The organism is Pseudomonas sp. SK2 (assembly GCF_016772395.1).
Lineage (GTDB): Bacteria > Pseudomonadota > Gammaproteobacteria > Pseudomonadales > Pseudomonadaceae > Aquipseudomonas > Aquipseudomonas taiwanensis.
In genome coordinates, this window is the sequence record NZ_CP061944.1 from 934,193 (window position 1) to 947,577 (window position 13,385).

The window sequence follows — 13,385 nt, forward strand, 5'->3', positions numbered from 1 at the left end:
AGATTCGCAGGAATGTGCGCTTATCGCCAGTGCGGCTGCCCCCTAGAATTGCCCGGCCTCTCCACTTCTTCCTCGGGAAATCGCAGCTGTGCCGCGTCGCATCATCGGAACGCTCCAGGCGTTCAGCGTCTGTGCCCTTAGTCTCGCCTTGAGCGGCTGTATTGGAACCTGGGGCATAGCCCCGAAAAGCAAAACCCTGCAAGCCAACACCCTGATCACCGATGCGGCCATTCGCGAAGCCGCAACCGATGCCCATTGGCCTGATCAACAGTGGTGGCACGCCTACCACGACCCGCAACTGGACCGTTGGGTCGCCCTGGCAGTGGCCGGCAGCCCGAGCATGGCCATGGCCGCCGCGCGAGTGCGTCAAGCCAAATCCATGGCGGGCGTGGTCGAGTCGGCAGAAAAGCTGCAGGCCAACGGCCAGGCGACGCTCAAGCGCCACAACTGGCCCGAGGACCAGTTCTACGGCCCCGGCGCGTTGTCGGGTGCCAACACCTGGGACAACAATGCCGCCATTGGCTTCAGCTACGCCCTCGATCTGTGGGGGCGCGAGCGCAATGCCACCGAGCAGGCCGTGGACCAGGCGCACATGAGCGTGGCCGAGGCGCGTCAGGCGCAGCTCGAGCTACAGAACAATGTGGTACGTGCCTATATTCAACTGAGCCTGCATTTCGCCCAGCGCGATATCGTCAAGGCCGAACTCGATCAGCAGGAGCAGATTCTGGCCCTGGCCCAGCGTCGTCTGGACGCCGGCATCGGTACCCATTTCGAAGTCAGCCAGGCCGAAGCGCCCCTGCCTGAAACGCACCGCCAGCTCGACAGCCTCAACGAAGAAATCGCCCTGACCCGCAACCAGTTGGCGGCATTGGCCGGCAAAGGCCCAGGGGAGGGTGCCAGCATCGAGCGACCCACCCTGACCCTGGGGGCCGACCTCAAGTTGCCATCGGCCTTGCCTGCCGAGCTGGTCGGGCAGCGCCCCGACGTGGTTGCCAGCCGCTGGCAAGTGGCGGCTCAGGCGCGGGGCATCGACGTCGCCCATGCCGGGTTCTTCCCCAATGTGGACCTGGTCGGTAGCCTCGGCTTCATGGCCACCGGCGGCGGCCCGCTGGAGTTTCTCACGGGACGCAAGTTCAACTACAACGTAGGCCCGGCCATCAGCCTGCCGATTTTCGACGGTGGTCGCCTGCGCTCCGAGCTGGGCGTCGCCTCGGCCGGTTACGACGTGGCCGTGGCGCGCTACAACCAGACGGTGATCGGCGCGCTGAAGAACATCTCCGACCAGTTGATCCGCCGCGAGTCGATGAAAGAGCAGTCGCACTTCGCCGCCGAGTCCGTGGCCGCCGCGCAGAAGACCTATGACATCGCCATGGTTGCCTTTCAGCGTGGCTTGACCGATTACCTCAACGTGCTCAACGCCCAGACCCTGCTGTTCCGTCAGCAACAGGTGCAACAGCAGGTGCAGGCTGCACGACTGGCCGCCCACGCCGAGCTGGTCACCGCGTTGGGCGGCGGCCTTGGGGCCGGTGAAGACGTACCGGACCAGGTGCGTCAGGCCGCGCCGAAAATCCCCGCCACGCTGGCCATCTTCGACAAGCCGGAACACGCTGAATGAGCACATCGAGCTTGCCCCTGCGCTGGCTGCAAAGCCTTGAGTGGCGTCGGGGTTTCTTTGCCTGGGCGCGTACCGATGGGGTGACCTGGGTCTACATCTTCAAGATCATCGCGGCTGCGCTCATCACCCTGTGGTTGGCCATGCGGTTGGAGTTGCCGCAACCGCGCACGGCAATGATCACTGTGTTCATCGTCATGCAGCCGCAGAGCGGTCATGTATTCGCCAAGAGCTTCTACCGGGTGCTCGGCACCTTGGCCGGCTCGGCGATGATGATCGCGCTCATTGCCCTGTTCCCACAGAACACCGAGTTGTTCCTGCCTTGCCTGGCGGTGTGGGTCGGCCTGTGCTCTGCCGGTGCCATGCGCTACCGGACCTTCCGCGCCTATGGGTTCGTGCTCGCCGGCTATACCGCGGCGATGATTGGCCTGCCGGTGCTCGAGCACCCAGACCAGGCCTTCATGGCCGCCGTGTGGCGGGTGCTGGAAATTTCGCTGGGCATCCTGGTGTCGACGCTGGTCAGTGCCGCCGTGTTGCCACAATCGGCCAGTGCTGCCATGCGTAACGCTCTCTACCAGCGCTTTGGCGTGTTCGCCGGGGTCGTGGTCGAGGCGCTGCGCGGCGAAAGTCAGCGTGACCGCTTCGAAGCCAGCAACGTGCGCTTCGTCGCCGAGGCCGTGGGCCTGGAAAGCCTGCGCAACGTCACCGCGTTCGAAGACCCGCACATGCGACGTCGCAGTGGCCGGCTGGTACGCATGAACAGCGAGTTCATGGCCATCACCACGCGCTTCAATGCCCTCAATCGCCTGCTCGAACGCTTGCGTGCACGCGGGCCGCTGCAGATCGTCAGTGCTATCGAACCCGGTATCGAGACCTTGGCCAAACTGCTCGACCCGTATGTGGGCCGGGCCTTGACCGATGCCGATGCTCTGCGCCTGGCCTTGGAGTTGGCGGCCTACAAGGAAGGTCTGCAGGCCCAGGTGCGCAGCCTGCGCGCCGACTACCTGCAAACCGAGCCCAGCGAGTCGGACCTGCTGGACTTCCACACTGCGTTCGAGTTGCTGTACCGGTTCGTCGACGAGATGTTCAGCTACGCCGAAACCCATGCCTCGCTGGCGGCCCACAACCATGCGCGTGAGCAGTGGGACGAGCCTTACGTGTCGCGCACTAACTGGCTGGTGTCGCTGGCCGCGGGCGTGCGTGCCTCGGCGGTGTTGCTGCTGTTGGGCAGCTATTGGTTGCTCAGTGACTGGCCTAGCGGCGCCATGATGACCTTGGTCGCCACGGTGACGGTGGGCCTGTCGGCGGCCTCGCCAAACCCTAAGCGCATGTCGTTCCAGATGGCCTGCGGCACGATGCTTGGGGCTTTCATCGGCTTCTACGAAACCTTCTTCGTCTTCCCCTGGATCGACGGCTTCCCGTTGCTGTGCGTGGTCCTGGCACCGGTCTTCGTGCTAGGCGCGTTCCTCGCATCGCGCCCGGCCTATGCCGGGTATGGACTGGGGCTGCTGGTGTTCTTCTCCATCGGGTCGGTGCCCAACAACCTCACCACCTACAACCCTTACAGCTTCATCAACGACTACATCGGCATGGTCATCGGTATGCTGGCCTGTGCGGCTGCGGGGGCGATCATCCTGCCGCCGAACAGCCGCTGGCTGTGGAGCCGCCTGGAGCAAGATTTGCGCGCGCAGGTGCTGTTCGCCATCGGCGGACGCCTGCGCGGTTTGGGCAGCGCCTTCGAAAGCCGAACCCGCGACCTGTTGCACCAGGCCTACGGCCTTGCCGCTGGCAAGCCCGAGGTGCAAAGCCAATTGATGCGCTGGATGTTCGTGGTACTGGAAATCGGCCACGCCATCATCGAACTGCGCAAGGAACAGGCCCGTGCTCCGGTGCATCCGGCCTATGCCGAATCGCAGCCTTGGCGCCAGGCTATCCGCGTGATGGGCCGTGCCCTGGCCCGGTTGTTCCTGCAACCTAGCGCCAGCAATCACGAACGTGCCCTGGTGGCGGTGGACCATGCCATCAGCCGTGTGCAGGCCACCGACGAACCCTTTGCCCGGCACTTCGACACTTCGGTGCTGCGCCGGGTGCAGAGCTATTTGCATTTCATCCGTACTTCCCTGCTCGACCCACAGTCGCCACTGGCCCCGGCGAAAGGATTGCACCATGCCCCGTGAGATCGCCTTCCATGGCGTTTACATGCCCACCATGACCCTGATGTTCCTGCTCGCCCTGGGCCTGGCCTGGGGTCTGGACCGGTTCATCGCCAGCCATGATGGCTATCGTTTTTTCTGGCATCCGGCGCTGCTGCGCCTAAGCCTGTTCGTCTGCTTGTTCGGCGCCATGGCGCTGTCTCTCTACTGGTGAGAATCCTTCGATGAAAAAGTTCTTCAGCTTGATCGCCACTCTGCTGGTGCTGGCCGCCGCCGTGGTGATCGGCCACCAGTTGTGGAAGCACTACATGACAACGCCGTGGACCCGTGACGGCCGCGTGCGTGCCGACATCATCAACGTCGCCGCCGACGTGCCCGGCTATGTAGTGGAGGTGCCGGTCAAGGACAACCAGCGGGTCAGGAAGGGAGACCTGTTGATCCAGATCGACCCTGAGCACTACCAACTGGCGGTCGACCAGGCCAAGGCCCTGGTCGCCTCGCGTAAGGCCACTTGGGAAATGCGCAAGGTCAACGCCAAGCGCCGTGCCGACATGGACAACCTGGTGATCTCCAAAGAGAACCGCGACGACGCCAGCAACATCGCCAATTCCGCGCTGGCCGACTACCAGCAGGCCCAGGCACAGTTGGCGGCCGCCGAACTGAACCTCAAGCGTACGCGCATCGTTGCGACGGTGGACGGGTATGTCACCAACCTGAACATTCACCGGGGCGACTATGCACGTACCGGAGAAGCGGTGATGGCAGTGGTCGATGAGAACTCGTTCTGGGTCTATGGCTTCTTCGAGGAGACCAAGCTGCCGCATGTGAAGGTTGGTGACCAGGCCGAGCTGGAGATGATGAGCGGCGAGCGCATCAAAGGGCATGTGGAGAGCATCGCCCGCGGTATCTACGACCGCGACAACCCACAAAGCCGCGAGCTGATCGCCGATGTGAATCCGACCTTCAACTGGGTGCGCCTGGCGCAGCGGGTGCCGGTGCGGATTCATATCGATGAAGTGCCGCAGGGGTATCTGCTGGCGGCGGGGACCACTTGTACGGTGGTGGTGAAGCCTGGGGAGAGGTGAGATGTTCTGGGGCCAGGCATGGGATTTGTGGCGGGTTTGAGATCGAGCGCCGCCCGCGCGGCGCATCGCAAGCAAGGCTCGCTCCTACGTCTGTTTAGGGCCAATTATGCGTGAGTGCATGGTGCGATACCGTGTCGTACAAACAAGGCGGTCGCGCGCGCCTGCCACTGGCGTTACTGGCCAGAAACAAACGTAGGAGCGAGCCTTGCTCGCGATGCGCCGCGCGGGCGGCGCTCGATCTCACTGACGCTACAACACTCACGGCGAGCCCTCCGCAGCCCCCACCAAAACAGGCACCTGCACCCGATCAATCACCTTCGCGCTGATCGACGGATCCAGCAACCGCCCCAGCCGGGACAGGTGCCGGTGCCCCATGATGATCAATTCGCACTCCAATTCCTGGGTCTTGGCGACAATCGCCTCGACAGGCTGCCCGGCAACCATGCAGCCCCGGGCAGCAAAACCAGCTCCTTGCAAAGCCTCTACAGCCTCGGCCACCGCGCGGTCGCCCAAGCGCTGCTCTTCACAGGCAGCGGGGTATTGCTCCAGTTCTTCGGCGGTGTAAGGCGCGGGTGTGTCGTGCACGGCGAAAGTGGAGTCGATGGCCAGCAGGATATGCAGTTCATGTTCGCCTGGGCGGCAGTAGCGTTGGGCCAGGGCGAGCAGCCCGGTGGAAGCGGGGGAAGCGTCGATGGCGATGAGTACGGGGCTGGGCATGTGCGATCCTTGTGGGGGTGATGTGTTGCCGGCGATGGCGCCGGTACAGCCACTGCATTCCTTATGGCCCATCCGCACGCCGAGATAAATGCCCCATCATGCATGGCCGCATTGCGTCTGGTGCAATCGTCCGACCTGTTAACATGATGGCCCCCACAGCTGTCACGGAAAACGGTCATGCAACTCCCGGACATGAACCTGCTCGTCGCCCTCGACGCCCTGCTTGATGAAGGCAGCGTGGTCGGCGCGGCGCAACGCATGAACCTGAGCCCGGCGGCGATGAGCCGGACCCTGGGGCGGATTCGTGATGCGCTGGGCGATCCGATCCTGGTGCGTGCCGGCCGTGGTCTGGTGCCGACGCCCCGGGCACTGGCCCTGCGCGAGCAGGTCAGCCAGCTGGTGGAACAGGCCGGGCAGGTGTTTCGCAATGGCGACGATGTCGACCTGCCAAGCCTCGACCGGGCCTTCAACATTCGCACCAATGACCTGTTCATCGCCCTGTATGGCGCCCGTCTGCTGCACAAGATGCACGAGCAGGCGCCGCGCACCGTCTTGCGTTTCGTTCCGGAAAGCCCCGGGGGCGATGACGACAGCGTGCTACGTGATGGGCGCACTGACCTGATCATCAGCTCGACCGTGGACTTGGGTCCGGAAATCAAGGTACAGAGTCTGTTTCATACGCATTACGTTGGGCTGGCGCGCAGCGACCACCCGATTTTCCAGCAACCGATCACGCCGTTGAGCTTTGCCAGTTATCCACAGATCAGCGTGTCGCGGCGTGGCCGTGCCAATGGGCCGATCGACGTCGAACTGGCCAACTTCAAGGTGGAGCGGCGGGTGGCATTGATCACCCCCAGTTTCCACTCGGCGCTGTTCTCGCTGCCGGACTCGAACCTGATCCTGCCGATGCCGGCCAATATTCTCAGCAGTGTGGAGAGGCTGGGGTTGCCCCTGCGCTCGTTCGAAATTCCAGTGCCGCTGGAGCGGGTGAACGTGATGCAGGCGTGGCATCCGCGGTTTCACAACGACCCGGCGCACCGCTGGTTGCGGCAAACCCTCAAGGCTTGCTGCAACATCGACCCTTGATGCTCACGTCGCTCGCTTCGCAGGTAGCTCCGCGAAAGTACGCACTGCTCCACCGATTGCGTCTGACGCAACATAAAACTGCCAATAAGTCGATTTTCGTCAGCATTCGACTTTCATAGACTTCTCCAGCCCGAAATTTGTTGCTGGAGATGTCACCCCGTGAGTTCCCTGTCTGCGCCCGCCACCGCGATAGTCGCCGCCCCAGCGCCGGCCGCGCCCGTGCAGACGGCGTTCGGCCTGCGGGTGGTGGTTGGCCTGTTCGGTGTACTGCTGGCGGTGCTGTGTGCCGGTCTGAACGAGTCGGTGACCAAGATTTCCCTGGCCGATATTCGTGGCGCGATGGGCATCGGTGCCGACGAGGGCGCCTGGTTGCTGGCGGTCTACAGCGCGGCATCGGTTTCGGCCATGGCCTTCGCGCCGTGGTTGGCCACCACCTTCTCCTTGCGCCGCTTCACCATGACCGCAGTCGGCCTGTTCGCGGTGCTCGGTCTGCTCCAGCCGTTCGCCCCGAACCTGCACAGCCTGATGCTGTTGCGCATACTCCAGGGCTTCGCTTCCGGCGCGTTGCCACCGATGCTGATGAGCGTGGCGCTTCGCTTCCTGCCGCCGGGCATCAAGGTCTATGGTCTGGCGTGCTACGCACTGACCGCCACCTTCGGGCCCAATCTCGGCACGCCGCTGGCCGGGCTGTGGACCGAATATGTCGGTTGGCAGTGGGCGTTCTGGCAGATCATCCTGCCCTCGGCCGTGGCAATGTTCTGCGTCGGCTGGGGCCTGCCGCAGGACCCGCTGCGCCTGGAACGCTTCAAACAGTTCGACTGGCGTGGCGTGGTGCTGGGCTTGCCGGCGATCAGTTGCATCGTGCTGGGGCTGTCGTTGGGCGACCGTTGGGGGTGGTTCGATTCCCCGTTGATCTGCTGGCTGCTGGGCGGCGGCCTGCTGTTGCTGGTGCTGTTCATGTACAACGAATGGTCCGAGCCACTGCCGTTCTTCCAGTTGCGCATGTTGCAGCGGCGCAACCTGAGCTTCGCCCTGTTGACCCTGGCGGGTGTGCTGATCGTGCTCTCTGGTGTGGGCAGCATTCCATCGGCCTACCTTGCGCAGATCCAGGGTTATCGCCCTGCGCAGACCAGCCCGCTGATGATGCTGGTGGCCATGCCGCAACTGATCGCCCTGCCGCTGACGGCAGCGCTGTGCAATATCCGTGCGGTCGATTGTCGCTGGGTGCTGGGCATTGGATTGGCCATGCTGGCGATGTCCTGTGTCGGCAGTAGCCTGCTGACCTCCGAATGGATTCGCGGCGATTTCTACCCCTACTACCTGCTGCAGGTGTTCGGCCAGCCGATGGCGGTACTGCCGTTGCTGATGTTGTCCACCAACGGCATGACCCCGCAGGAAGGCCCCTTCGCCTCGAGCTGGTTCAACACCGTCAAAGGCCTCGCCGCCGTGATCGCCACAGGCCTGCTGGATGCGCTTGGCACCCTGCGTCGACATTTCCATTCCAACCACCTGGTGGACAGCCTGGGCAATGCCCCGCTGATCGACGACAACACCGCAGGCCTGGCCGGGCGCATTCACGAGCAGGCGCAGGTGCTGACCTGCGCTGACCTTTACCTGGTCATGGCCTGTATCGCCGTGGCGCTGATCTGCCTGATTCCTTTCGTGCCTACCCGGGTCTATCCACCGCGTGCGGTGGCCTGAACCCTGGATGAATTCGAGAACGCTGAAAATGAGCAACAACCGCAAGACTATCGTGATCGGCTCGGTGCTGGCCGTGGCTGTGCTGGCCGGCATCGTCGGCCCCTGGATGCTGGGCAGCGATCATCGTCAGAGCACCAATGACGCCTATGTGACCGCCGACTACACCGTGGTCGCCCCCAAGGTCGCAGGGTTCATCAAGGACGTACGGGTGGAAGACAACCAGCAGGTTCACGCTGGCCAACTGTTGGCGACCATCGATGACCGCGATTATCGAGCCGCACTCGATGCCGCCCAGGCGCAGTTGTTGGTGGCCAAGGCGCAGAGCGCCGATGCCCGCGCAACGCTCGATCGGCAGGCGGCCCTGATCGCTCAGGCTGAAGCGGCCGTCAAGGCCGCCCAGGCCGAGGCAGCTTTCGCCGACCATGAAGTCAATCGCTACAGTCGCCTCGCCGAACAGGGCGCCGGAACCGTGCAGAACGCCCAGCAGGCGCGCAGCCGGGTCGACCAGGCCCGTGCTCGCCTGGCCAATGCCCAGGCAGCGCTGGTGGCCACGCGCAAGCAGGTCGATGTTCTCACCGCCCAGGTCGCCAGTGCCGATGGCCAGCTCAAACGCGCCGAGGCAGGTCTGGAAAAAGCCCAGCTGGATCTCTCCTACACCCGTATCACCGCCCCCGTCGACGGCATGGTGGGCGAGCGCGCGGTGCGGGTTGGCGCTTACGTCAATCCAGGCGCGCGGCTGCTGTCGGTGGTGCCGCTGGAGCGCGCCTACGTCGTGGGCAACTTCCAGGAGACCCAGCTGACCCATGTGCAGCCAGGGCAGCCGGTGAGCATCAGCGTCGATACCTTTTCCGGTGAAACCCTCAAAGGCCACGTCCAGAGCATTGCCCCGGCCACAGGCGTGACTTTCGCCGCTGTGAAACCTGACAACGCCACTGGCAACTTCACCAAGGTCGTGCAGCGTATTCCGGTGAAGATTGTGTTCGAAGATGGCCAGCCGCTGCTTGCCCGCCTGCGCGTGGGCATGTCGGTGGAGGCGACCATCGACACCCATGGCGACAAGTTCGAAGGCAAAGAGGTCAGTGCGCGATGAAACCGGCCTTGCGTTTGAGCCCCGTGTTGCTGGCTGTGGTGCTGGCCGGCTGCACCCTCGGGCCGGATTTCCAGCGTCCGGATAGCCAGGCGCCACAGAACTGGGCGTCTTTGCAGGGTGACGCTGCTCCCAGCCAGCCGCAGGCCGAACCTATGGAATTACGCTGGTGGGATAGCTTTAACGACGCCCGCCTGAGTGCCTTGATCCAGAAAGTCGCCGAGCGCAACCTCGACCTGCAGATGGCCAGTGCTCGCCTTGTGCAAAGCCGTGCGCTGCGCAGTACGGTGGCCGCCGATGAAGCACCGTCTGTGGACGTCGACGCAGGCTACAGCCGCGCCCGTAACAGCGCCGAGGGGCTGAGCGACCCGTCCGGCAATGCCGGCAAGTCTGCGTTCAACCTGTGGCAGGGCGATTTGGTCGCGGGTTGGGAACTGGACCTGTGGGGTCGCGTACGCCGCCAGGTGGAGGCTGCCGATGCCACAGTCGAGGTGGCCGAGAACGACCGTCGCGCTGTGCTGCTGGCCCTGCTGTCCGAAACGGCCGGCAACTACATCCAGCTACGTGCCGTGCAGCACACGTTGGCGGTGACCCAGGACAACCTGGAGGTGGCACGGCACAGCCTGAAACTGTCCGAGGACCGCCAGGCCGAAGGGGTGGCCACCCGACTCGACGTCGCTCAGGCCAGCGCCCAGGTGGCCTCGATCGAGGCACGCCTGCCTAGCCTCCAAGCCAGGCGCGATGACCTGATCAACGCCCTCAGCTTGCTGGCCGCCGAACCGCCACGCAGCTTGCAGGCCGAGTTGCTGGAGGGAGGTGAGCTGCCGACGCCGCGACAGAGGTTTGCCATTGGCCTGCCGTCAGAGTTGGCCGAGCGGCGCCCGGATATCCGGCTTGCCGAAGCCCGACTGCATGCCGCCACGGCCAGCATCGGTGTGGCCAAGGCCGACTTCTACCCGAGCATACGGCTGTCGGGCAGCATGGGTTTTCAGGCCATGCAACTGTCGGACTTCGGTAGTTGGGATTCGCGGCGTTTCGCCTTTGGTCCGCAATTGTCGCTGCCGATCTTCGAAGGCGGCAGGCTCAAGGGCACCTTGGAATTGCGCGAGGCGCAGCAACAGGAGGCCGCGCTGAACTACCGCAAGGTCGTGCTCGGTGCCTGGCATGAAATCGACGATGTACTGCGTCTATACAACGCCAGCCAGTTGCGTCGCGACCACCTGGCCGAAGCGGTGCGGCAGAACCGCATCGCCCTGGAGACTGCCCAGCGTCAGTACGTGGAAGGGGCGGTGGACTTTCTCAATGTGTTGAGCGTGCAGGGTGCCCTGTTAGCCAGTGAAGAGCAGTGGATCGACAGTTCGGCTGCGGTTTCCCAAGCGTTGGTTGGCCTATACAAAGCCCTAGGTGGAGGGTGGCAGGCATTCGATATGCAGCCGCATAAAGCATGAGGATTGGCGCCGCCGCTGCTTTGAGGGAGGGGCCCTGTGTCTTGGAAGGGCTGCACAGCAGCCCCCCATGACGGCATGGGCTCAAAGCGGACGCAAAAGCCCAAAGCGCTTGCGCAACACCCAGTCCAGCATGCGGCGCGGCAGCAGCCGGGCCATCAACGGTAGTGCCGTGCTGCCATTGCCCAATCGCACAACGGCGGGCACCTTGCGCTTGCCCGTCGCTGCTAGCACCCCTTTGGCGAACACCGCCGCAGGCGTTGGGCGGTCCTGCGATGCCCGGGCCCGTGCCTGAACCTGTTCGCGCAAAGGCCACCACGCCGAGTCCGCTGCCAGCACCTGATCGGCCTGGCGTTGGGCATTGCTGGCGAACTGCGAGGCAATCGCCCCTGGCTGCACCTCCATCACCTGAATGCCAAAGGGCGCCAACTCAAGGCGCAAGGCATCGCTCAGCGCGTTCACCGCGGCTTTCGAGGCGCAGTAGGCTCCCGCAAACGGGGTCACCAGCACGCCTGACACGCTGCCGATGTTCACCACCAGACCACGGGCGCGGCGTAGCAGCGGGAACAGCGCGCGCGTCACGCCGATCACCGCGAAGACATTGGTTTCGAATTGCTGGCGCAGGGCATCAACCCCACCGTCGAGCAGCGGCCCCATGGCGCCGTAGCCGGCATTGTTGATCAGCATGTCCAGTTGGCCATGACGGTCCTCCAACTCGTCAGCCAGTCGCTTCAGGGCCTCGCTGTCATTCACATCCAGCTCACGTGCGGCGAAACCGGCTGCGGCCAGCACCGCGACGTCTTCGGGCTTGCGGGCGGTGGCCCAGACTTCATAGCCAGCATCGCGGAAGGTATCGGCCAGGGCGCGGCCGATGCCGCTGGAACAACCGGTGATCAGGACGGTGGGCATGCTTGGGACCTGTTGTCAGTGAGTGGGTTATTTCCCGTGCCGCGTCTTCGCGGGTTACCCCGCCGAAGGGCCGGTAGAGGCGACGCATCAGTTGGCAAATGTACCTTGCAGGTGCTCGGCCCGGAATTCCAGGGTCTGTGGCCGGTACCCCGAGCGCAGCGGCGGAAGTGGCAAGCAGTCTTGCCACTGTGCCCCCGGCTGCAATTCGCCCGGTCCGCGGTAACGCGGTGCATTGTAGGTATTCTCGGCAAGGTTCACCGTATCGCCAGGGGCGTAGGCTGCCACGCGCCAACGCAGTTCGGTCAGCGGGACATCGTTGCCGTTTTTCATGGTCACCCGCAGTGCGCGGTCGGCGGGGCATTCTTGCGGTGCGTAGGTCAGGCGCAGGTCCAGGCGTGCCAACTGCGAGGTTTCACGGTTGTCCTGCCAGGCCACCCACAATGCCACCAGACCCAAGCCGCACACGGCGGCCATGGAAATCGGCAAGGCCTTGGCCGGGTAGCGCAGCAGCAGGACAAGCCAAGTGAGTATCAGAGCGGCGCCGATAAGCATCAGTCAGTGACCTTCAATGCACAGGTTCATCCATCCTAGCGGTAAATCGATCCAGCTTGAAGGACGCGACGCTGTCTACGGCACACCTGGCATTTCTGCCAGTTTCGAATGCCTCTCTGCGCTCGTAGCCTTTCTCCAAGGCGGCACGTTCTCACATGCAGCATCTACTTCATAACGCTTGCGCCGCCGCAGGAGACAAGAAAGTGAATTCAAGCAAGGAAAAAGTGGGGCAGTTGGTTGGACAAATGACTGCCGTGATCAGTGGACGCGATGCAAGGTTCAAGGCCAGCACGATCAACTATCTGCCAGGCAATGCGGTGTTCGCGATCGACGATGAAGCCATCGATAACGAGCCATTCATTTATATTCACCTGCCCGAAACGCCAGAGGTGAAAACCTACGATATCGAGCCTCTGGAAGCTGGCAAGGTTTGGGCGCACCTTGGCATCGAAGGCGCCGGTTACGCGCAGACCGGCAGGCTGGCCATCGAGGTGTTGGGAAGCTCGGGCGAGCCGAAGCAGGCAAGCTTCGACTTCAAGGGCGGCAACAGCTCGTTTTCGGTGAGCGATGGTCACTTTGAAATCGACAGTCAGGTGAGAACCCTGGCAGCGAAGGCTTCCGGGACCGCCACGGCACAGGTAAGCCCGGTCCTTGAAAGCAATGGTGGGTTCACGGCTGATCAAATCCGGCCACTCTACAACTCGGCAGGTGAACTGTCGGGCGTTCTGGTTAGCCAGCGAGAGGGGCTCAAGGGTGGCCTGGAGGATTTTGGCGCGTTTTTCCTGTTCACTGCTGACAGCGTCACCAATTACTTCGCCGTTGTTGACCGTGGGCTTTATGCGGGGCAGCCAAGTGGTGGCAACCCGCCGATCGGCAAGTTCGAATACAGACAGGGTCAAAGCCTGCTCATCGAATTCGAGTTTGAATTCACCAGGTCCGGCAAGAAGTACGTGCTGAACAGCGGGCGAGTCGAGCTCGATCTGCGTCCCAAGTAACGCCGCATTGAAAAAGCCCCGTGGTCGTCCAAGGCCACGGGGC

At 63.5% G+C, this 13,385-nt stretch carries 12 protein-coding genes; 9 read left to right on the forward strand and 3 right to left on the reverse strand.

All coding sequences use genetic code 11. The annotated features are described in order from the left end of the window. The first annotated feature begins 88 nt into the window (after positions 1-88). From IF103_RS04110 to IF103_RS04125, 4 genes are read left to right on the forward strand one after another with little or no spacing between them, the layout of a single operon-like run. Positions 89-1,615 (forward strand): efflux transporter outer membrane subunit, encoded by a 1,527-nt coding sequence (locus IF103_RS04110; protein WP_202675886.1) that lies wholly within the window; start codon positions 89-91, stop codon positions 1,613-1,615. After that, positions 1,612-3,789 carry an FUSC family protein gene (locus tag IF103_RS04115; protein WP_023378749.1) on the forward strand — a complete coding sequence of 726 codons (2,178 nt, stop codon included), beginning with the start codon at positions 1,612-1,614 and terminating at the stop codon, positions 3,787-3,789. Before IF103_RS04110 ends, IF103_RS04115 begins: the two co-directional genes overlap by 4 nt. Further along, positions 3,779-3,979, forward strand: coding sequence for a DUF1656 domain-containing protein (locus IF103_RS04120; RefSeq protein WP_023378750.1), 201 nt, complete (start codon positions 3,779-3,781; stop codon positions 3,977-3,979). Before IF103_RS04115 ends, IF103_RS04120 begins: the two co-directional genes overlap by 11 nt. Positions 3,980-3,989: 10 nt before the next feature. Further along, complete coding sequence (locus IF103_RS04125; protein ID WP_023378752.1) at positions 3,990-4,850, forward strand: efflux RND transporter periplasmic adaptor subunit; 861 nt, start codon at positions 3,990-3,992, stop codon at positions 4,848-4,850. A 258-nt stretch (positions 4,851-5,108) separates the two neighbouring features. Here IF103_RS04125 and IF103_RS04130 read toward each other — a convergent pair whose 3' ends face one another. Continuing rightward, the gene (locus tag IF103_RS04130; protein ID WP_027908058.1) at positions 5,109-5,567 is read right to left on the reverse strand and encodes a universal stress protein; all 459 of its coding nucleotides are present in this window, start codon (positions 5,565-5,567) and stop codon (positions 5,109-5,111) included. A 177-nt stretch (positions 5,568-5,744) separates the two neighbouring features. On the opposite strand from IF103_RS04130, the gene IF103_RS04135 reads away from it, so the two are divergent. From IF103_RS04135 to IF103_RS04150, 4 genes are all read left to right on the forward strand, one after another. After that, a complete protein-coding gene (locus IF103_RS04135; protein ID WP_023378754.1) occupies positions 5,745-6,653 on the forward strand; it encodes a LysR family transcriptional regulator in 909 nt (302 codons plus the stop codon). Positions 6,654-6,812: 159 nt separating this feature from the next. Further along, positions 6,813-8,354, forward strand: coding sequence for an MFS transporter (locus IF103_RS04140; protein WP_023378755.1), 1,542 nt, complete (start codon positions 6,813-6,815; stop codon positions 8,352-8,354). Positions 8,355-8,382: 28 nt separating this feature from the next. After that, positions 8,383-9,444 (forward strand): HlyD family secretion protein, encoded by a 1,062-nt coding sequence (locus IF103_RS04145; RefSeq protein WP_027908059.1) that lies wholly within the window; start codon positions 8,383-8,385, stop codon positions 9,442-9,444. Continuing rightward, positions 9,441-10,889: an efflux transporter outer membrane subunit gene (locus tag IF103_RS04150; RefSeq protein WP_023378757.1), complete on the forward strand. Its 1,449-nt coding sequence runs from the start codon at positions 9,441-9,443 to the stop codon at positions 10,887-10,889. The genes IF103_RS04145 and IF103_RS04150 overlap by 4 nt, the downstream gene beginning before the upstream one ends. Positions 10,890-10,970: 81 nt before the next feature. Here IF103_RS04150 and IF103_RS04155 read toward each other — a convergent pair whose 3' ends face one another. Continuing rightward, positions 10,971-11,795: an SDR family oxidoreductase gene (locus IF103_RS04155; RefSeq protein ID WP_202675887.1), complete on the reverse strand. Its 825-nt coding sequence runs from the start codon at positions 11,793-11,795 to the stop codon at positions 10,971-10,973. An 87-nt stretch (positions 11,796-11,882) separates the two neighbouring features. Next, positions 11,883-12,347 (reverse strand): hypothetical protein, encoded by a 465-nt coding sequence (locus tag IF103_RS04160; protein ID WP_023378759.1) that lies wholly within the window; start codon positions 12,345-12,347, stop codon positions 11,883-11,885. Positions 12,348-12,502: 155 nt separating this feature from the next. Here IF103_RS04160 and IF103_RS04165 point away from each other — a divergent pair, with 155 nt between their 5' ends. Further along, positions 12,503-13,342 carry a hypothetical protein gene (locus IF103_RS04165; protein WP_202675888.1) on the forward strand — a complete coding sequence of 280 codons (840 nt, stop codon included), beginning with the start codon at positions 12,503-12,505 and terminating at the stop codon, positions 13,340-13,342. The last annotated feature ends 43 nt before the right edge of the window (positions 13,343-13,385 follow it).